Genomic DNA, 19,706 nt, shown 5'->3' with positions numbered 1-19,706 from the left:
GGTCGGCCGTGACGGCACCGGCGCGATGCACGCCGGAAGAAAGGCAGAAGCATGACTTCAGTAGTGGTGTTCGACTACGGTTTCGGCAATGTGCGCTCCATGGTGCGCGCCCTGGCGAACCTCGACATCGACGTGACCCTGACCAGCGATTACCGGCAGGCCATGGACGCCGACGGTCTCGTCGTCCCGGGCGTGGGCGCATTCGCCGCCTGCGTGGAGGGTCTGAAGACCGTGGGAGGCGACCGCGTCATCGATGAGCGTCTGCGTGCCGGCAAGCCCGTGCTCGGCGTCTGCGTGGGACTTCAGGTGATGTTCTCCCAGGGCGTCGAAGGCGGTACCCCGGCCGACGGCCTCGGATACCTCGGGGGAGTGGTCGAACCGCTCGACGCCGACGTGGTGCCCCACATGGGATGGAACACCGTCGAGGCGGCCGAAGGCTCCAGACTCCTCAAGGGGCTGGAGAACGAGCGCTTCTACTTCGTGCACTCCTACGCCGTAGGCCATCCGAGCGGCGACGGCGCGAACGGCGGCGTGCTCGCCGGAAGCGACGAACGCATCACCTGGTGCGAATACGGCCGCAGCCGCTTCGTCGCGGCCGTGGAGCAGGGGCCGCTCAGCGCCACCCAGTTCCACCCCGAAAAATCCGCCGAGGCCGGAGCCCAGCTCCTGCGCAACTGGATCGCCACCTTCTGACATTCCCGAAAGGACCACAACATGCTCACCCTTCTTCCCGCCGTCGACGTACGCGACGGCAAGGCCGTCCGCCTGCGTCAGGGCGAATCCGGCTCCGAAACCGACTACGGCAGCCCGCTCGACGCGGCCCGCACCTGGGTCGAATCCGGCGCCCAGTGGATTCACCTCGTCGACCTCGACGCCGCCTTCGGCACCGGCGACAACCGCGCCCAGCTCAAGGCCATCGTCGGCGAACTCGGCGACAAGGTCAACATCGAGATGAGCGGCGGCGTGCGCGACGACGCCAGCCTCGACGCCGCGCTCGACGCCGGCGCCGCCCGCGTCAACATCGGCACCGCCGCGCTTGAGAACCCCGAATGGACCGCCGACGTCATCAGGAAGTACGGCGACCGCGTGGCCGTCGGTCTCGACGTGCGCGGCCACACCCTCGCCGCCCGCGGCTGGGTCAAGGAAGGCGGCGATCTGTTCGAGACCATGAAGTTCCTCGACTCGGTCGGCTGCTCCCGCTACGTCGTCACCGACGTGGCCCGCGACGGCATGATGAGCGGCCCGAACATCGAACTGCTGCGCGAGGTCGCCGAACGCACCGACGCCAAGGTCACCGCCTCCGGCGGCATCTCCAGCCTCGACGACCTGCGCGCCATCAAGACGCTCGACGGTCTCGGCGTGGACTCCGCCATCCTCGGCAAGTCCCTCTACGCCCGCGCCTTCACCCTCGAGGAGGCCCTCGAGGTAGCCAACGCGTGACGACGCTCATGCAGTAGCCGCAAACATATGAATTGCCGTCGATGATACGGACCGATTCCGCATCATCGACGGCATTTCGTTTTCCCGGCTACTTAGCGCAGGGCAGACGACCGGACTTGATGGCGTCCATGAACACCTCGTAGTCAAGCTCGTTCTGGTCCGCATACTGCTTCGCGAACGTCACGATCGCATTGTCGAACGTATCGTCGTCGCCCATATACGCGCTGATCGCCATCGCATCGCCCGTGCGCGCATGCGCATGGGCCAACGCCCACGCGCTCATGCGGGCCGTGTTGATGATGCCCTCCTTGCCGGCATGGTCCAGGTCGATCGACCCCTTGCCGTTCCACAGCTGACGCACATAGTAATCCTTGCGCAGGCCCTCCGGCGTCGTCATGCTCGTCCAGCCCAGCAGCACGTCGGACGTCGTCTGAATGACCTTCTGCCCCTGCACCACGCGTTCGCCATGCGTACGGAACCGGCTGCGCCCCACGAAACGTTCCAGCACCGAGGTCTCCGCCTCCTTGATCTGCAGCACCAACGCGTCGTTCACATCACGGCCGGAAAGCAGCATCACCCACACGCGCGTGCCCACGCTGCCCACACCCACGACCTTGCGCGCCGCATCATGATAACGGTGATACGAATCCAGCACCTGGCGGCGGTCCGCATACAGGTTGTCCTTGTACCGGTCGAACAGCGTACGGATCGTCACATCCAACGGCCCCTCATGGTCATAGCCCTTCAACTCGTCGATCGGCACCAATTCCGGCGGATCCGAACGGAAGCGGGGCTCGCCGTCGACCAGTTCGCCGAACTTCTGCGCCGCATGGTTCGAATCCTTCGACAGCGCCTTGTTCACCGCCTTGCGCAGCGTCTTGCTGGGCATGCCGTTCTTCGTATACTCCTGAAGCGTCTTCTCCACATCGAGGTTCGCATACCAGACGTCGAGATTGTCCATCTGCGCGAACTCGTCCATCGACGCATGATAGGAGCGGATGCATTCCTGCACCGCACGGCGACGCGTCGCCTTATCGAAGCCGCGGTCGCGCGCGCAGATCTCCACGCTCGTCACCAGACGCTTCACATCCCACTCCCACGGTCCGGGCAGCGTCTCGTCGAAATCGTTCACATCGAACACCAGATGACGCGTCGGCGACATGAAGATGCCGAAATTCGCGATATGCGCATCGCCCACGCACTGCACCGGAATCCCGCTGACCGGCGTGGCCGCCAGATCCGACGCCATGATCAGCGCCGTGCCGCGGTAGAACGTGAACGGCGAGACGCTCATCCTCGCATACCGCAGCGGAATCAGCTCCTGCACGCGAATCGCCGACTGCTCCTCCAGCAAATCAAGCTTCTCCGCCCGGTTCGGCATCGGATGCCACATCGCATGACTGCCCAACGGCGCACGACGACGCGCGATCGTTCCCATCAGCATACGATCCTTCGGATTCGTCGCCTCGATCCAATCCAACACCACCGGAGGCTCCTGCACACCATCCGCACCATCACCGAACGGGACCGAACCCCGCGACATTGCGGGAATTCCAATCGCAGCCATGAACAACACTCCTTCACACGAGAATCCACACGAATCGACATGCCGTCCGCCGGACGGCCGACCCTAACACCATACCCGCATTCCCGTCCACAATGCGACACGCGAGCCTCTGTTAACTGCACACGAAACAAACTCGTGAAACCATGACACACATGGACAGACAGCAAGAGTTTGCTTTGCGCACGGTCGAAGAACGCGACGTGCGCTTTATTCGTTTGTGGTTCACCGACGTGCTCGGAACACTCAAGTCCGTGGCCATCGCACCGGCCGAACTCGAAGCCGCCTTCGAAGAAGGCCTCGGCTTCGACGGTTCCGCCATCGAAGGCCTGACCCGAGTCTCCGAAGACGACATGATCGTCAAGCCGGACCCCTCCACCTTCCAGATCCTGCCCTGGCGAGGAGGTCCGCAAGGCACCGCCCGCATGTTCTGCGACGTGCTCACCCCCGAAGGCGAGCCCAGCCTCGGCGACCCGCGCCACGTGCTCAAGCGCACCCTTGCCAAGGCCAAGGAGAAGGGCTTCACCTTCTACATCCATCCCGAAATCGAGTTCTACCTCTTCGAAATGCAGGACGACTGGTCCAAGTCGCCCAAGCCCGTCGACGAAGGCGGCTACTTCGACCATGTGCCGCGCAGCCCCGGCATGGACTTCCGCCGCGCCACCGTCAACATGCTCGAGCAGATGGGCATCTCCGTCGAATACTCGCACCATGAGGGCGGCCCAGGCCAGAACGAGATCGACCTGCGCTACGCGGACGCCCTCACCATGGCCGACAACATCATGACCTTCCGCACCGTCGTCAAGGAGATCTCCCTCGAACGCGGCATCCACGCCAGCTTCATGCCCAAGCCGTTCGCGGACCACCCCGGTTCCGGCATGCACACCCACCTGAGCCTCTTCGAGGGCGACTCCAACGCCTTCTACGAAGCCGGCCAGGAATTCAACATGTCGCTCACCGCACGCCAGTTCGCCGCCGGCATCCTCTACCACGCCGCCGAAATCACCGCCGTGTGCGACCAGTTCGTCAACTCCTACAAGCGTCTGTGGGGCGGCAACGAGGCACCGAGCTACATCTGCTGGGGCCACAACAACCGCTCCGCCCTGCTCCGCGTGCCGCAGTACAAGCCCGGCAAGGGCAACTCCGCCCGCATGGAGTTCCGCGCTCTCGACCCCGTCACCAACCCCTACCTCGCCTACTCGCTGCTCCTCGCCGCCGGCCTCGACGGCGTCGACAAGCAGATGACCCTCGGCGAGCCCACCAGTGACGACGTCTGGGAGCTCACCGACGAGGAGCGTCAGGCCATGGGCATCGAACCCCTGCCCGACTCCCTCGACACCGCCCTGAAGATCATGGAGAAATCCGACTTCGTCGCCGACGTCCTCGGCGAACACGTCTTCCGCTACTTCCTGCGCAACAAGCGCAAGGAATGGGAGGACTACCGCGGGCAGATTACCCCCTACGAGCTGCAGCACTACCTCCCCAAGCTGTAGGGAAAATCCGTTTCACGGAGCGTTATCGGACATTGGAAGACTCGACGTACTGTTGTACGCCTTCGTCTTCCAATGTCCGATACCGCACACGTGAAACGGATTTTTATTTTTCCAGGGGTTTGTGGGTCTATCCGATTGCAAGAATGGGGAAGTGGGCCTAACGCTTCACGAGGAGCCGGTTTTCGACGTCCCCATGTACGTCACAGACCCACCAACCTCCATATGAGCCGTCTGGTCCACGGTTATTCAATGGTCCGGACCCACAAATCCATTCAATCCGTATCAAACCAATCAATCCATGCCGAGAGGCCGGCCTCTGATCGGGATTCTCCGGTCGTATATCGTCCTGATAACGTCGGCTAGCTCACAGTGCGATGTGGGGAATCTCACGGCAACATGACGCATGGGGGCGCCATCGTGAATTACCGTGGAGACGGTATCCAGAGGAAAACGCAGTAAATCACGAATAGAGAGACGATTCATGTCATCGAATCCCGAACAGACGACAGCATCCACCCAGAACGCGGCGGCAGCCGCCGTGCCCGCCTCCGCCCCCGAAGCCGCTACCGCAGCCGCGGCAGCGGCTGCAACGGCGGCCGCAGCAGCCGCATCAGCGGCCGCTACCGCAGCCGACGCCGCCAACAGCGCGGCCAACACCGCAGCCACGGCAACCGCCGCGCCGGCCGCAGCACCCGCGTCCCCGCTCGGCGCCGCCCCCAAGCTCCATCCCCTGTTCCCCGGCAACATCTTCGTCTCCACCGTGCTCGACGTGCTCAACAGCAAGGAGACCATGACCGGCCGCCTCGTGAGCAAATACATGCAGCGCGCCCTCATGGCCGGCCTGTTCGTCGGCATCTTCTTCACCGCGTTCTTCGCCATCAGCGCCACGTTCGCCGCCGCCGGCCCCGCCATGGCGCTCGCCGGCAAGGTGCTCGGCGCCTGCACCTTCGGCTGGGCGCTTGTGCTCATCTACTACACGAACTCCGAGCTCCTCACCTCGAACATGATGATCGTGTCCATCGGCGTCTACCACAAGCGCATCAGCTGGCTGCACAGCCTGCGCATCCTCGGCCTGTGCCTCGTCGGCAACCTGCTCGGCGGCCTCGTCGTGGCCGCGCTCATGCGGTTCTCCACCATCATCAGCGGCGACATCTACACCGTCATGGTCGCCGCCGTCGCCACCAAGACCGGCTACCTCACCCAGGGCGCCTTCGGCATCGCCGACCTGTTCGTACGCGCCATCTTCTGCAACTTCTGCATCAACATCGCCATGCTCATGTGCTACAACGGCAAGATCGTCAACGACTTCACCAAGTGCATCATCATGATGGTCGCCGTGTTCGTGTTCGCCTACCTCGGCTTCGAGCACTCCGTCGCCGACTCCGTGCTGTTCCTCATCATGGGCCTGCACGGCGTGGGCGACCCGCTCATGGAGGTGCTCGCCATAATCGTCGTCATCCTCGGCAACTTCGTCGGCGGAGGATTGCTCATCGGCATCAACTTCGCCGTGATGAACGACCAGCACACCCACCACGCCGAACGCAACCTTCGCCACAACATCGGCCGCCGCTGAACGGCCGAGCATCGTCGACGCATAAGAGCGGGCGGCCACGGTTCCCATGGAACGTGACCGCCCGCTCTTCGATTGCATCACCCGAAGGCGTGGGCTATTCCTTCAACGCCTTGGTGATGCGTTTGAGACTCACCGGCCTTGGCGTGCCGAGCTCCTGGGCCCACAGGCTCACGCGGAACTCCTCGACCATCCAGCGGGCCTTCTCCACACGGGCCGTCATCTCGTCATGGCGCGGACCGGCCGGCAGCTTGCCCGCCTGCTCACGGGCCTTGTCGACGAGCCGCTGCGCCTCGTCGACCTCCCACGCCCAGTTCACATCGCGGGACTTGTTCGCCTTCGCCTTCTCCAAACGCAGCAGATCGGCATGCAGATACCGTTCCAGCGAGCGTAGCGCGTCCGGCGGCATCGCGCCGATGAAGCCCGGCACGACCAGCGTGCCGATATGCTCGCGGATGGACTGCAGCACCGACAGCAGCGGCAATGAGGCCGTGCCCGAAACGGCCTTGTCCACCTCGGCGTAGCGACGCAGCGCGGCGATCACGTCATGCGCCACCTGATAGACCGTGTCCTCGTACACCTGCGTCACGTCGCCGACCGCATCCGCCAGCTGCGCATCGTCCTTGATCCTCTCCACGTTCGGCAGCAGACGCTTGACCGCCGCCAGCTGCAGGTCCTCCACGAGGTCCTTCGTGCTCTTATACGGTGCGGAGGCCAGCATCAGCGCCTCGCCTCCCAGCCAACGCGACGAAACGCGTTCATCCGGCAGACGCAGCGCATCCAATGCCGCCTTCCACAGCATCGACGAGCGCGAGACCATCGTGGCGCCGGCCTTGTGCAGCAGGTTCGCCGACTGCACCACCTTGCCCTGGTCCGCCGCCTTCGTCGCCTGCTTCCTCACCGTCTGGCGGGCCGACTCGGCCGCCTGCTCGGCGAAACGCGCCTGAAGGTCGGTCAACGACTTCGACGACGCCAGAGCCGTCATACGCTGAGGGCCCCGCCCACGACCCCGTCCACGACGGTTGCCGCGCGACGCGACCGGCTTCTCCACCACGAACGTCATGCGCACATGCTTAGGCAGACGCTCCAGCTGCTCCTCGTTGAAGACCTCGGGATGCAGCTGCGCGCCGACCACATGAATCGCAGCCTGTGTGAAGACGTGCCTCAGATCGGGCCACTGCGCCGCTCCTGTCGTCTCGTCGACCGGGGCGGCGGCCGGACGGCCCTGCTCGCCCGATCCCGGCAGCGCGTCGAAATGCTCGTCGATCCATGCGCGGATCTTCCTCGCCGTGTCCGGTGCGGGCACGAACTGCACGCGCAGCGCCTTCGGCAGCGACTTGATCATCGCGACGATCAACTCATCCAGCAGTCCCGGCACATTCCACGTGAACTGCTCGGGGGAGATGCGCGAAAGGAACTTCAACGGCACATGCACCGTCACGCCATCGTTCTCTGCCTGCGGATCGTATACGTACGAGAGCTTCAGATCGATGGGGGAGCCGTCCGAACCCAACGTATGCCAATGGTCGGGATAGTCGTCAAGACTGACCTCCTCGGCCTCGGCCAGACGCTCCACCTTCGACGGGTCGAAGTCCAGCAGCGTCGGATCCTCGTCATGATGACGACGCCACCACGCTCCCAGCTTCGCCATCGACGTGATGTCCGCCGGCAGCTTCGCATCATAGAAGTCGACGAGATCCTCGTCCGTCACCCTGTCGACCATATGACGGGTGCGGGCCGTCTCCGCATCCGATTCCTCCAGCACCGCGCGGTTGTCGTCGATGAAATCGTCATACGGGAAGCGCTGCTGCACCTCGCCGGCGACCAATCCCTCACGAATCAGGAAATCACGCGCCTCCACCGGGTTGATGGCGCCCCACTGCACCGTCCTGTCCTGCACGATCGGCAGACCGTACAGCAGAATCTTCGCGCTCGCCACGGCCGCACCCTTCGACGCCGACCAATGCGGCTCCGCATACGTGGTACGGGTGAGACTGCCGGCCAGAGGCTCCGCCCAGGCCGGATCGATCGCCGCCGCCGAACGCGCCCACAGACGCGACGTCTCCACCAGTTCCGCAGCCATCACCCACTGCGGCGTGGACTTCGCCACCGCCGATGCGGGAAACAGCGCGAACCTGGTGCCGCGGGAACCCAGATACTCGTTCCTCGACTGCTTCTGCGCGCGCTTCATGGCCCGCGCGCGGGCGGCCCCGTGAAGGCCGGCGAAATCCGACGCCTTCGGCTCGCGCACCTGCTGCATGCCGATGCTCGACAGCAGGCCCGAAAGCATCGCCTTATGGATGCCCACGGCATCCCACGAGCAGGTGAGCGAATGCGCCGCCTGCTGGTTCATCGGCAGCTGGCGCACCTCGAGCGGTGGCCGCGACGACGGCAGCGGCTCGCCCGCCTCGAACTTCAGCTCCCGGCACATCTGCACAAGCTGACGATACAGGTCGCGCCACTGGCGCATACGGGGATAGTTCATGAACTCGGCCTTGCACAGGCGGCGTAACGCCGAATGCGACGTCTCGCCATCCGCCTGGAAGAACCGGTCCCAGATGTTCAGCGCCGTAAGAAAATCACTCGACTCGTCCGCATACCGGTTATGGACGCGGTCCGCCTCCTCGCGCTTGTCCTCCGGACGCTCGCGCGGATCCTGCAGACTCAGGAACGCCACGACCACCAGCACGGCGGCCAGCGTGTTCGGCGTATCCTTCGCCGCCTCGACCACCATACGGGCCAGACGCACGTCGATGGGCAGCCGTGCCAGCTGACGGCCGATATGCGTCAGTCGCACGTCGCCGCGGCCACGGGAGCGTGAGATCGCGCGCAGCTCCGTCAGATCGTTGAAGCCGTTCGCCACCGCGCGCGTATCCGGCGGATCGATGAATCCGAACCCCGTCACGTCCTCCGCCGTACGGGCCACGCCCACCGACAGCATGTGCAGCACCACCGAGGCGAGCGCCGTGCGCAGAATCTCCGGCTCCGTGAACCGGGGGCGGGTCTCATAGTCGGTGCGGTCGTACAGGCGAATCGCGATGCCGTCCGCCACACGGCCGCATCGGCCGGCACGCTGGTCGGCGCTCGCCTGGCTGATCGGTTCGATCGGCAGGCGCTGAACCTTCGCCGCCTTCGAATACCGGGAAATGCGCGCGGTGCCCGGATCGACCACGTAACGGATGCCCGGCACCGTCAGCGACGTCTCCGCCACATTCGTGGCCAGCACGATGCGCTGATGCGTATGCGCCTCGAAGACCCGATGCTGCTCCTTCGCCGAAAGGCGTGCGAACAGGGGCATGATCTCGATGGCGTCCGAACGATTCATGTCCACGGCACGCTGGCCGAAATGACGACGAAGCGCCGATTCGAAATCATGGATGTCGCGCTCGCCGGACGCGAACACCAGGATGTCGCGGGCGCCCGGCTCATGCGACGAATGGATGACCAGTTCGGCGCAGGCACGCGCCACGGCCGTCGGCATGTCCATGTCGGCGTCGTCGTCATCGTCCGAGGTGCGCTCGAATCCGGGGACATAGTGCATGAGGGCCGGTGCCGAGCCCAATGGCTCGTACACGACCTGCACGGGATAGGTGCGTCCCGAGACCTCGATCACCGGCACGTCGGCGTGCAATGCCTTGGCGAAATGCTCCTGGAACTTCACCGAATCGATGGTCGCCGACGTGATGATGAGCTTCAGGTCGCGTCGCTGCGGCAGCAGCGCGGTGAGATATCCGAGCAGAAAGTCGATGTTGAGGCTGCGTTCGTGCGCCTCGTCGATGATGATGGTGTCGTATGCGCTGAGCTTCGGGTCGCGCTGGATCTGCGCCAGCAGGATGCCGTCGGTCACCACACGCAGCCGCGTCTTCGGCGAGCTCTCGTCGGTGAACCGCACCTGGAAGCCGATCTCGTCGCCGAGGCGGACATCCATCTCCGCTGCGATGCGTTCGGCGACGGTCCTGGCGGCGATGCGCCGCGGCTGCGTATGCACGATCTGATGGCCGTGGGTGCCGCGGCCGAGCTCCAGCAGGATCTTCGGCAGCTGCGTGGTCTTGCCCGAACCCGTCTGTCCGGAGACGATCACCACCTGATGGGTGCGCACCGCCTCGGCGATCTCATCCTTCGCCGCGCTGACCGGCAGCTCGGCAGGGTATGTAAACTTCACTGATTCCTGTTCCTCGTCTGTTCCTCTGTCCGTTCGTTCGCGCCGCCGCGAGAACTCACCGGCGCACGACTGCAATCACACGGTACCCCTTGGAGGAGGCGTATTTGCCCACGGTGAAACCATCGCCGAGCTCGTTCGCCAGCCAGGGGATCAGCGAGTCCGCGCCGAGGTTGCGCTGCACCACGAGATACGCCTCGCCGCCCTTCTTGAGCCTGGGAAGATATGCCATGAGCAGTTCATGAAGCGCCTGCTTGCCGATGCGGATGGGCGGATTCGACCAGATCGTGTCGAAGGCAAGATCCTCGGGCAGCTGATCGCCCAGTACGGCGTGCACGTTGCCGCATCCATTCGCCGCAGCGTTCTCGGTGGCGAGCCCCACCGCGCGTTCGTTGACATCGATGCCCCAGACCTCGGCCTCGGGCGACTCCATCGCGAGCGCCAGCGTAATGGGTCCCCATCCGCAGCCGATGTCCAGCAGAACGCCCTTGGCCGGCGGCATGGGCGCGTGGCGCAGCAGCACCGATGTGCCGAGGTCGAGCCTGCCCGACGAGAACACCCCGTTCGACGTCTGCACGTCCAGCTTGCGGCCCCGCAGCTTCACATGAAGCGTTCGGCGCACGTCGTCGGAGGAGGGGGAGGCCGAAAAATACTGTTCGTTGGGTGTCGTCGTCATCGCATCTCCTTGGGATCCGTCCGGATCCGTCGCTGTCGTGTCCCTGTGCCGTGGGCGTAACGGCCATGTCTTCTCACACGATGATAATAAGAAGGCAGAATAGAACAGCGTTCGAGAGGTGCCAGTGGCAAAGACCAGCATGCAGCAACAGCAATTCGAGCCCTTCGGGGACCGTGGCGACGAGTCGTCGGAGGTGCTTGCGGAGCATTCCGAGGTATTGCAGGACCATACCGGCGCCGTGCCGGTCGGCGGCGACGGCGAGGAGTGGGCCGAGCGCGAATCACGCAACCAGCTGAAGCACATCGCCGGACTCGGTGAGCTGCAGGACGTCACCGAGGTCGAATACCGCAAGGTCAGGCTCGAACGTGTGGTGCTCGTCGGCGTGTGGTCGAGCCAGGAGACCACGCAGGCCAAGGCCGAGGAGTCGCTGCGCGAGCTCGCCGCATTGGCGCAGACCGCCGGCGCCGAAGTCATGGACGGTCTGCTGCAGCATCGCATTCGACCGGATTCGGCCACCTATGTGGGTTCGGGCAAGGCCAAGGAGATCGCGCGCATCGTCGACGAGCTCGGCGCCGACACCATCGTCGTGGACGCGGATCTTCCTCCGTCGCAGCGACGAGGTCTTGAGGACGTGGCCAAGGTGAAGGTCGTCGACCGCACCGCCGTCATCCTCGACATCTTCGCCCAGCATGCCACCAGCAGGGAGGGCAAGGCGCAGGTCGAGCTCGCCCAGCTGGAATACATGCTGCCGCGACTGCGCGGCTGGGGCGGCTCGCTCTCCCGTCAGGCCGGCGGTCAGGCGGCGGGTCAGGCCGGCGGCATCGGTTCGCGAGGGCCGGGCGAGACGCAGATCGAGATGGACCGTCGTGTGATCCGCACGCGCATGGCGCGTCTGCGTCGCCAGATTCGTCAGATGGCTCCGGCCCGCGAGGTCAAGCGCGGCTCCCGCCGACGCAATGCGCTGCCGTCCGTCGCCGTCGTCGGATACACGAACGCCGGCAAATCCTCGCTGACCAACCGTCTGACCGGGTCGGCGGAACTGGTCGAGAACGCCCTGTTCGCCACGCTCGACACCGCAGTCAGACGTGCCAGGTCGGCCAACGGCCGCATCTACACGTATGTCGATACCGTCGGTTTCGTGCGACGGTTGCCCACGCAGCTGGTCGAGGCGTTCAAATCCACGTTGGAGGAGGTCGGCGAGTCCGACGTCATCCTTCACGTCGTCGACGGGTCCCATCCCGACCCGTTCTCGCAGATCGACGCCGTCAACGACGTGCTCGCCGACATCGCCGGCGTGGAGGGCATTCCGCGTCTGCTGGCCTTCAACAAGGCCGACATGATTGACGAGGCCACCCGCGCGAGGCTGCACGAGCTCGCTCCGGACGCCTTTATCGTCTCCGCCGCGACCGGCGAGGGCATTGACGATCTGTTGGCCGCCGTCGAGGCGCTGCTTCCCGTTCCCGACGTGCATGTGACCGCGCTGCTGCCCTATGATGCGGGATCGCTGCTGTCGTCCGTCCGTGAGAACGGCGTCGTCTCCGTCATCGACTACCGGCCCGAGGGCGTATACATCGAAGCCGACGTCGACCGTCATCTCGCCGCCCGTATCGTCGACCGCTCCATCGACGATGCGGTGTGATCTCCCACCGTTCCGCTGCCGGGGATCTCACTGAGGCCGGAGGGTCCGGCATGGCGTTGCCGCGAGTTCTGTGAGCGTTCACATGCCGGTTCATATATTGGGATGAATGTTCGGTCCGTCTCTGTCAATAGTCAGAAGGTGTAGATATAGTGTTTCCCGAAGTTGGCATGATTTGTCACGGTTGAAAGCAATTTCAAAGAGAGGTGCCTTTATGGCAAATTCACCGATTCGTCCCACAAAGCTTGCGATCATCGGTGCAGGCGCGGTCGGCTCGACCATGGCCTTCGCCGCCGCACAGCGCGGTATCGCCCGCGAAATCGTCCTTGAGGACATCGCCGCCAAGCGCGTCGAGGCCGAGGTGCTGGATATGCAGCACGGCTCCAGCTTCTATCCCACGGTTTCGATCAGCGGCTCCGACGACGTCGAGATCTGCCGTGATGCCGACGTCGTCGTCATCACCGCCGGCGCCCGTCAGAAGCCCGGCCAGTCCCGACTGGACCTCGCCGGCGCCACCATCAACATCATGAAGTCGATCATCCCCGGTGTCGTCAACGTGGCCCCCGACGCCATCTACATGCTCGTCACCAACCCCGTCGACATCGTCACCCACGTTTCCATGAAGATCTCCGGCCTGCCCGCCAACCAGATCTTCGGCTCCGGCACCAACCTCGACTCCGCGCGACTGCGCTTCCTCATCGCCCAGCAGACCGGTGTCAACGTCAAGAACGTCCACGCCTACATCGCCGGCGAGCACGGCGATTCCGAAGTCCCGCTGTGGTCCTCCGCCACCATCGGTGGCGTTCCCATGTGCGACTGGAAGGAACTGCCCGGTCACGAGCCGCTCGATGCCGCCAAGCGCGAGGAGATCCACCAGGAGGTCAAGAACGCCGCCTACCGCATCATCGAAGGCAAGGGCGCGACCAACTACGCCATCGCCATGTCCGGCGTCGACATCATCGAGTCCATCCTCAAGGACTCCAACCGCATCCTCCCCGTCTCCTCGCTCCTCGACGACTTCCACGGCATCTCCGACGTGTGCATGTCCGTCCCCTCCGTGCTGAACCGTCAGGGCGTCAACACCCGCATCAACACCCCGCTTTCCGACGGCGAGCTCGCCGCCCTCAAGCGCTCGGCCGAGACGCTGAAGGAGACCGCAGCCCAGTTCGGCTTCTGATAAAAAAGACTTCCACGGAGTGTCCGCCGCGTTGCGGGGAACTCGACGTACCTTTGTACGTCTTCGTTCCCCACGCCTTGCGGCCACACACGTGGAAGTCTTTTTTATCTTCAACAGGTTCGACGTACCTTTGTGCTTCACTTCTCGCGCCTTGATGTGGCACGCATCGGTCCCCTTTTACCGTAGGGAGTGGCAGCACTGACGTTGCAGGGAGCTTGGGACGTACCGTTATGCCCCTTCGTTCCCTGCGCCACCGATTTCAGATTTTGCGCAGGACGGTGACGACCTTGCCCATCACGCTGGCGCTGTTGCCGTCGATGGGGGAGTAGGCGGGATTGTGGGGGATGAGCCAGATGTGGCCCTTCTCCTTGCGGAATGTCTTCACCGTGGCCTCGCCGTCAAGCAGCGCTGCGACGATATCGCCGTTCTCGGCCTCATGTTGTTCGCGAACCACAACGAAGTCGCCATCGCAGATCGCGGCGTCGATCATGGAGTCGCCATGGACCTCGAGCATGAAAAGATTGCCTGAGCCGGTAAGACGCTCGGGCAGACGCATGACATCGTCGATATGCTGCTCGGCCGTGATGGGCGTTCCGGCGGCGATGCGTCCGACGAGCGGAACGTCCCTTGACTCGGCGATGGATTCGCTGGTGGTCTCTGCCGAGTCGGCCTGTACGGGGAAGGCCAGCAGATGCGCGGATGCCACCGTAGGCTGCTGTTCGTCGGTATCGGGATATTCCCGTATGAGTTCGATGGCGCGCCCCTTGTTGGCGCTGATGCGGATGAAGCCCTTGTCCTCAAGCGCACGGAGCTGGTGCTTCACGGAGGATGGGCTTTTCAGTCCGACCGCCTCGCCGATCTCGCGGAATGACGGGGGGAATCCGCGCTGGCGGATATGCGATTGGATGGCGTCGAGGATTCTGCGCTGACGCTCGGTGAGCGCATCCTCGGCGGGGCCTTTCGGCGTGTGGCCGTATGAGGCAAAGGGGATGGTACTCACGGGGGCTCCTTTCATATATATGTCAACACTACCCGTAATCGTTCGCGAAATCAAACAGATGTTCGAGGGTGGTTGCGACATTCGAACATCTGTGCCATAATCAGAACAGCTGTTCGATAGAACATCTGTTCGAGAAGGGTGGTTGACATGCGGGACGTCGAGGTTCGAATGTGTGTGGACTCTGCGGGATGCCGATTCGCGGTGGGCGGGGAATCCCGCGGGATGATGCATGGCGTATGGCATCATGACGTTGCGCGGAGGAATGCGTGGCATGCTCGCATCGTCGTCGCCATGCTGACCTTGGTGCTGTCCTGCATCGCGTATTCGATGGCGGTGCCGGCCATGGAGGCGGATTCCGCCACGGGACCCATGGAAGTCACGAGCTATACGGTGGGACCGGGCGACACATTGTGGTCATATGCGCAGACGATAACCCCGCGTGGCGGAAACGTGAACGATGCCGTAGACGAGCTGATGAGGGTCAACCAGTTGGATTCGCCGGCGTTGCAGGTCGGTCAACGCATCGTGGTGCCGGTCCGGCACGGCGACGCGTGACGACGTGGCGCACCGGTAAATGGCGTCACGGGATGGGACCGGGCTCAGAAGACACGCGGATGGGAATACCAGCGTTTACTCTTGTGCATATGCATTGTCCTTTCTGTCAGAATCCTGATACCAAGGTCGTCGACACCCGTGTGGGGGAGGACGGCTACGCCATTCGTCGTCGACGCGAATGCCCGAAATGCCAGAAGCGTTTCACCACCGTTGAGACCGCCACGCTGATGGTGGTGAAACGATCCGGGAACGTGGAGCCGTTCAGCCGCGACAAGGTGATCTCCGGTGTGCGCAAGGCATGCCAGGGCCGTCCGATCCGCGAGGAGGACCTCAAGCAGCTGGGACAGAAGGTCGAGGAGGATCTGCGGTCACGGGGGCTTGCGCAGGTCAAGTCCGAGGAAGTGGGCCTTGCCATCCTCAAGCCTCTGCGCAATCTTGACGAGGTCGCCTACATGCGGTTCGCCAGCGTCTATCAGGAATTCAACAGTCTTGACGATTTCGAGCGCGCCATCCGCGATCTACGTGCCCAGGACGCGGATTAGTTTTTTGATAAGAGGTCGATAAGAGTCTCGATAAGAGGCGTAATGCGTTGCCGCCCGATGCGGTGAACAACGCTGAGCAGCCAGTAAATATGGCGATGGCGGCCACCGGAGTACCTGGTGGCCGCCATCGCCATATCGTTTTACATCGATTCACGCCGATGCGCAGGACGATATGGAATCAGTCCTTCATGACGCGGACTCGGATGGTGCCCTGCAACGAGCGCAATGCATCCAGGGCCGCCTGGCTGGGCATCGTCGCCACATCGGTCACCACGTAACCGAGTTCGTCCTCGGTGGCCAGGGCCTGCGCGGCGATGTTGATGTTCTCGGAGCCGAGCACGTGATTCACGCTGGCCAGCACGCCGGGAAGGTTGGCGTGCAGATGGGCGATGCGGGCGGCGCCGCGACGCGCGTTCATGTTCAGCGTGGGCAGGTTCACCGACAGCGAGGTGACTCCGTTCTGCCAGTAGTCAAGCAGTTTGTGCGAGACGAAATGGCCGATGGCCTCCTGCGCCTCAAGGGTGGAGCCTCCGATATGCGGGGTGAGGATCACATTGTCCTCCTCGCTCAGCGGAGTGTGGAAGGCGTCTCCCGACTTCTTGGGTTCCACCGGGTACACATCCACGGCGGCGCCGGCGATATGACCGGAGTCGAGATGCTCCTTCAGTGCGTCGAGATCGGCCACGAAGCCGCGGGAAAGGTTGATGAAGACCGATCCCTGCTTCATGCTCGCGAACTGGGCCTCGCCGAAGAAGTTCGTGTTCGACTTGCGGCCATCGACATGCAGCGTGACGGCGTCGGACTTCTCCAGCAGGTCCTCGAGGCTGACGGCGCGTTCGGCGTTGCCCAAAGCGAGCTTCTCCTCGATGTCGTAGAAGATCACATGCATGCCCAGCGCCTCGGCGAGCACCGAGACCTGGGAACCGATGTTGCCGTAGCCGATGATGCCGAGCGTCTTGCCGCGCACCTCATGCGATCCGCTGGCGGACTTGTCCCAGATGCCGGAACGCACATGGTGCGAATGGGCCGGAAGCCGACGCATCAGGGCGATGATGTCGGAGATGACCAGCTCGACCACCGAACGGGTGTTGGAGTACGGCGCATTGAACACGGCGATGCCATGCGCCCCAGCGTACTCGAGGTCGACCTGGTTGGTGCCGATGGAGAAGCAGCCCACGGCGGTGAGATCCGGTCGGGCCTCCATCACCTTCGCGGTGACGTTGGTCTTCGAACGGACGCCCAGGAGGTCGACTCCCTCCAAGGCGTCGATAAGCTCGTCCTCATCCATCGCGCCCTTGGTCGTGACGACCTCGAAGCCGTGCTGACGCAGGTTCTCCGACGCGAAGGGATGGATGTTTTCCAGTAGTAATGCTTTAGGCATGTGCCCTACTCTATATCGCAAGGTGGTCTAAGTCATCCTGGGTCCTCACCAGAACGAGCTTCTGGGTGGGGCGGGTCATGGCCACGTAGAGATCGGACGCCGCCACCAGACGGGACGGCGCGTTGTCCTCGATGAGACCGGGCTCGACCACGACGACGGCATCGAATTCAAGGCCCTTGACATCCTGGGGCGTGCACAGGCTCACCTGGCTCTCCCATGCCGCTTGGGCGCGCAGGGATTCGGTCCGATGCTCGCCCAGGCGCTGTGCGACGCATCGCCATACGGCGTCGCCGAGCCGAGGCAGCAGCTCCCGATCGGCGATGACGGCGATACGGCCGGTCCCGTCTTCGGAGACGAACCGCGTGGCCAGGTCGGCGGCGTACTCGCCGGCGGTCTGCATCACCTGGCCGAGGTCCGGCAGCGCGATGTTCTCGACGGAATCGGGTATGTGCCGGACCGCCTTGACCGTGGAGATATACAGTCCTTCGCCCTGCGCGAACCGCGAGGCGAGGTCGGAGACCTCCTGCGGGTTGCGGTAGTCGATCGTCAGCTCGTTGAGGTCCCAGCCCTCCGGGCCGAACAACGGGTCAAGCATCTTGCGCCAGGACCGCGACCCGGCCAGGGCCGACGTCTGTGCGATGTCGCCGACGATGGTGAAGGAGCGGGAGGGGCAGCGGCGGATCAGCGCCCGCCAGTCCATGGCGGTGAGCTCCTGCGCCTCGTCGATGACGATGTGGCCGAAGGTCCATTCCCGTTCGCTGGCCGCGCGCTGCGCGGTGGTGTCCTCGTCGAGCCCGTTGATCTGGTCGAGCAGCATGCTCGAGGAGACGATGCCCGACCCGATGCCCGCCTGTGCCAGCGTCTCCTTGGCGAACTCCTCGTCCTGACGACGCTGCGCGGCCTTGCGGTTGCGGGCCTCGGCCTCACGCGGGTCGGGTCCGAGCAGCTCCATGGCCTCGTCGAGCAGAGGGACGTCGGAGACGGTGAGCGGCGAACCCTTCTCGCGGGTCAGTTCTGCGATGTCGTCGTCGCTCAGCCATGGGGCGTACCGACGCAGCTTGTGCGGCTTGGCCCACAGGTCGTCGATGAGCCACTGCGCCGTCATGGGCAGCCATGCGAGATTGAGGGCCCTGCGCACATCATCGCTCATGCGCAGCGTGGAGCGCACCTGGGCGAGCTCGGAGCGCTCGGGATCGTAGTCCAGCTGCTCGGTGTAGCGCATGACCATGAAATGCAGCATCGAATCGACGAAGGTCTCGCGGGCCTTGTTATGGGGATGCCGGGTGCGCTTCGCGTCGTTGAGCGCGGTGGCGATGTCGCTGGCCAGCATGGGCACCACGAAGCCGTTGATCTTCACCGACGGCAGCGACTGCGGAACGCGCTCGCGGGCCGCGACCGCATTGGCGATGACGGTGGCCATGCGCTTGTCGCCCTTGAGGGCGGCGGCGCGCGGCGAATCCACGGCGCCGGCCTCCACGCCGGGGATGAGATTCGCCATGGTGCGCGAAACCACGCCGGTCTCGCCCAGCGAGGGGAGCACCTGATCGATGTAGTGCAGGAACGACGGGCTTGGGCCCACGACCAGCACCCCGGAACGCTGCAGCATCTTGCGATGCGTGTACAGGAGATACGCGGCACGGTGCAGAGCCACCGCGGTCTTGCCTGTTCCCGGACCTCCCTGCACCACGACGGCCCTGTTCAGCGGTGCGCGGATGATACGGTCCTGCTCGGCCTGGATGGTGGCGACGATATCGGTCATCTTGCCGGTGCGACGGGTGCTCAGCGAGGCGAGCAGCGCGCCCTCGCCGGTAAGCGTGCCGGATGCCGAGGCCTCGCCCACCTGGGATGCGTGGACGTCGAGCACCTCGTCCTCGATGCCCACGACCTCGCGGAACCGGAGCGTGATGTGTCGTCTCATCACGATGCCGCTGCGGTGCGCCGGCGTCGCCTCATAGAACGGTCGGGCCGCGTCGGCCCTCCAGTCGGTCAGGATCGGCTCGTGTTCGGCGCTGGAAAGACCGATGCGGCCGATATAGCGCCGGGTTCCCTTGGAGTCATCCAGACGTCCGAACACCAGCCGATCCTCGACGGCCCTCAGCTGGGTGAGACGGTCCTCGTACATGGTGGCGAACGAATCGCGTTCCGTGCGCTGGGTCGGCGACCCGTGGGAGCCTGCCGCCCTTACGCGTTCCAGTCTCTTCCACGCCTGGGCGCGCAGCTCGTCGAGCCTGCCATAGGCGCGGTCGACGGCATGCTGTTCGTCACGCAACTGCGAGGAATAATTCGACATTTCAGGTCGCTCCTTGAGATGTGGGGCGTAAAAAGTTCGGCAGCCCACTATACGCCCAGCCCTCTAAAAGGCCCGTGGCCACGGCCGGTCGTCCTCTCCTGACGCGGATGTGGCGTCCGACGAGGCGAATGTGATGAGATGTGGGTGAAAAACGCCATTCGGTGGTGAAGAATGGTGATTGGTGGGGTAGAGTGGTGAACTGTTGGTCGCGGTTCAGCATTGT

14 protein-coding genes are annotated in these 19,706 nt (G+C 64.1%); 8 read left to right on the top strand and 6 right to left on the bottom strand.

Features of this window, described 5'->3' with window-relative positions:
• Nucleotides 1-51 precede the first annotated feature (51 nt).
• On the top strand, nucleotides 52-693 hold the full coding sequence (hisH, locus tag CS006_RS00140) for an imidazole glycerol phosphate synthase subunit HisH (RefSeq protein WP_100509795.1): 642 nt from the start codon (nucleotides 52-54) through the stop codon (nucleotides 691-693).
• Between the two features lie 21 nt (nucleotides 694-714).
• Nucleotides 715-1,440: a bifunctional 1-(5-phosphoribosyl)-5-((5-phosphoribosylamino)methylideneamino)imidazole-4-carboxamide isomerase/phosphoribosylanthranilate isomerase PriA gene (gene priA, locus CS006_RS00135; RefSeq protein WP_100509794.1), complete on the top strand. Its 726-nt coding sequence runs from the start codon at nucleotides 715-717 to the stop codon at nucleotides 1,438-1,440.
• Nucleotides 1,441-1,528: 88 nt separating this feature from the next.
• Here priA and CS006_RS00130 read toward each other — a convergent pair whose 3' ends face one another.
• Entirely contained in the window at nucleotides 1,529-2,983 is a 1,455-nt protein-coding gene (locus tag CS006_RS00130) for a DUF2252 domain-containing protein (RefSeq protein ID WP_100509793.1), read from the bottom strand.
• Between the two features lie 176 nt (nucleotides 2,984-3,159).
• Between CS006_RS00130 and glnA the strand changes: the two genes are divergently transcribed.
• Nucleotides 3,160-4,497 carry a type I glutamate--ammonia ligase gene (gene glnA / locus CS006_RS00125; protein WP_100509792.1) on the top strand — a complete coding sequence of 446 codons (1,338 nt, stop codon included), beginning with the start codon at nucleotides 3,160-3,162 and terminating at the stop codon, nucleotides 4,495-4,497.
• Between the two features lie 481 nt (nucleotides 4,498-4,978).
• The gene (locus CS006_RS00120; protein ID WP_165777160.1) at nucleotides 4,979-6,070 is read left to right on the top strand and encodes a formate/nitrite transporter family protein; all 1,092 of its coding nucleotides are present in this window, start codon (nucleotides 4,979-4,981) and stop codon (nucleotides 6,068-6,070) included.
• A gap of 94 nt (nucleotides 6,071-6,164) precedes the next feature.
• Here the strand turns inward: CS006_RS00120 and hrpA are convergent, their stop codons facing one another.
• Both hrpA and CS006_RS00110 read right to left on the bottom strand, forming a co-directional pair.
• Nucleotides 6,165-10,229 carry an ATP-dependent RNA helicase HrpA gene (gene hrpA / locus CS006_RS00115; RefSeq protein ID WP_243386532.1) on the bottom strand — a complete coding sequence of 1,355 codons (4,065 nt, stop codon included), beginning with the start codon at nucleotides 10,227-10,229 and terminating at the stop codon, nucleotides 6,165-6,167.
• Nucleotides 10,230-10,284: 55 nt separating this feature from the next.
• Nucleotides 10,285-10,902: a class I SAM-dependent methyltransferase gene (locus CS006_RS00110; RefSeq protein ID WP_243386522.1), complete on the bottom strand. Its 618-nt coding sequence runs from the start codon at nucleotides 10,900-10,902 to the stop codon at nucleotides 10,285-10,287.
• 139 nt (nucleotides 10,903-11,041) lie between these two features.
• Here CS006_RS00110 and hflX point away from each other — a divergent pair, with 139 nt between their 5' ends.
• Entirely contained in the window at nucleotides 11,042-12,541 is a 1,500-nt protein-coding gene (gene hflX / locus CS006_RS00105; protein WP_100509788.1) for a GTPase HflX, read from the top strand.
• A gap of 211 nt (nucleotides 12,542-12,752) precedes the next feature.
• Nucleotides 12,753-13,715, top strand: coding sequence for an L-lactate dehydrogenase (locus CS006_RS00100; RefSeq protein ID WP_100509787.1), 963 nt, complete (start codon nucleotides 12,753-12,755; stop codon nucleotides 13,713-13,715).
• A 259-nt stretch (nucleotides 13,716-13,974) separates the two neighbouring features.
• On the opposite strand, the gene lexA is transcribed toward CS006_RS00100, so the two are convergent.
• Nucleotides 13,975-14,715 carry a transcriptional repressor LexA gene (gene lexA / locus CS006_RS00095; protein WP_243386520.1) on the bottom strand — a complete coding sequence of 247 codons (741 nt, stop codon included), beginning with the start codon at nucleotides 14,713-14,715 and terminating at the stop codon, nucleotides 13,975-13,977.
• Between the two features lie 147 nt (nucleotides 14,716-14,862).
• Here lexA and CS006_RS10870 point away from each other — a divergent pair, with 147 nt between their 5' ends.
• Both CS006_RS10870 and nrdR read left to right on the top strand, forming a co-directional pair.
• Nucleotides 14,863-15,270 (top strand): LysM peptidoglycan-binding domain-containing protein, encoded by a 408-nt coding sequence (locus CS006_RS10870; protein WP_243386519.1) that lies wholly within the window; start codon nucleotides 14,863-14,865, stop codon nucleotides 15,268-15,270.
• Nucleotides 15,271-15,359: 89 nt separating this feature from the next.
• Entirely contained in the window at nucleotides 15,360-15,812 is a 453-nt protein-coding gene (gene nrdR / locus CS006_RS00085; RefSeq protein ID WP_100509785.1) for a transcriptional regulator NrdR, read from the top strand.
• Between the two features lie 178 nt (nucleotides 15,813-15,990).
• On the opposite strand, the gene serA is transcribed toward nrdR, so the two are convergent.
• Nucleotides 15,991-17,193 (bottom strand): phosphoglycerate dehydrogenase, encoded by a 1,203-nt coding sequence (serA, locus tag CS006_RS00080; protein ID WP_100509784.1) that lies wholly within the window; start codon nucleotides 17,191-17,193, stop codon nucleotides 15,991-15,993.
• Nucleotides 17,194-17,203: 10 nt separating this feature from the next.
• Nucleotides 17,204-19,483, bottom strand: a complete 2,280-nt coding sequence (locus CS006_RS00075; protein ID WP_100509783.1) for a HelD family protein — start codon at nucleotides 19,481-19,483, stop codon at nucleotides 17,204-17,206.
• Nucleotides 19,484-19,706: the final 223 nt, after the last annotated feature.

Source organism: Bifidobacterium primatium (assembly GCF_002802875.1).
In the GTDB taxonomy this organism is placed as follows: Bacteria; Actinomycetota; Actinomycetes; order Actinomycetales; family Bifidobacteriaceae; genus Galliscardovia; species Galliscardovia primatium.
This window is presented reverse-complemented; position numbering and strand designations above follow the sequence as displayed.

Bases quoted from the DNA above. Each gene is read 5' to 3' on its own strand.
- hisH (WP_100509795.1), top strand. From the start codon at position 52: ATGACTTCAGTAGTGGTGTTCGACTACGGTTTCGGCAATGTGCGCTCC.
- priA (WP_100509794.1), top strand. From the start codon at position 715: ATGCTCACCCTTCTTCCCGCCGTCGACGTACGCGACGGCAAGGCCGTC.
- CS006_RS00130 (WP_100509793.1), bottom strand. From the start codon at position 2,983: ATGTCGCGGGGTTCGGTCCCGTTCGGTGATGGTGCGGATGGTGTGCAG.
- glnA (WP_100509792.1), top strand. From the start codon at position 3,160: ATGGACAGACAGCAAGAGTTTGCTTTGCGCACGGTCGAAGAACGCGAC.
- CS006_RS00120 (WP_165777160.1), top strand. From the start codon at position 4,979: ATGTCATCGAATCCCGAACAGACGACAGCATCCACCCAGAACGCGGCG.
- CS006_RS00110 (WP_243386522.1), bottom strand. From the start codon at position 10,902: ATGACGACGACACCCAACGAACAGTATTTTTCGGCCTCCCCCTCCTCC.
- hflX (WP_100509788.1), top strand. From the start codon at position 11,042: ATGCAGCAACAGCAATTCGAGCCCTTCGGGGACCGTGGCGACGAGTCG.
- CS006_RS00100 (WP_100509787.1), top strand. From the start codon at position 12,753: ATGGCAAATTCACCGATTCGTCCCACAAAGCTTGCGATCATCGGTGCA.
- CS006_RS10870 (WP_243386519.1), top strand. From the start codon at position 14,863: ATGCGGGACGTCGAGGTTCGAATGTGTGTGGACTCTGCGGGATGCCGA.
- nrdR (WP_100509785.1), top strand. From the start codon at position 15,360: ATGCATTGTCCTTTCTGTCAGAATCCTGATACCAAGGTCGTCGACACC.
- serA (WP_100509784.1), bottom strand. From the start codon at position 17,193: ATGCCTAAAGCATTACTACTGGAAAACATCCATCCCTTCGCGTCGGAG.
- CS006_RS00075 (WP_100509783.1), bottom strand. From the start codon at position 19,483: ATGTCGAATTATTCCTCGCAGTTGCGTGACGAACAGCATGCCGTCGAC.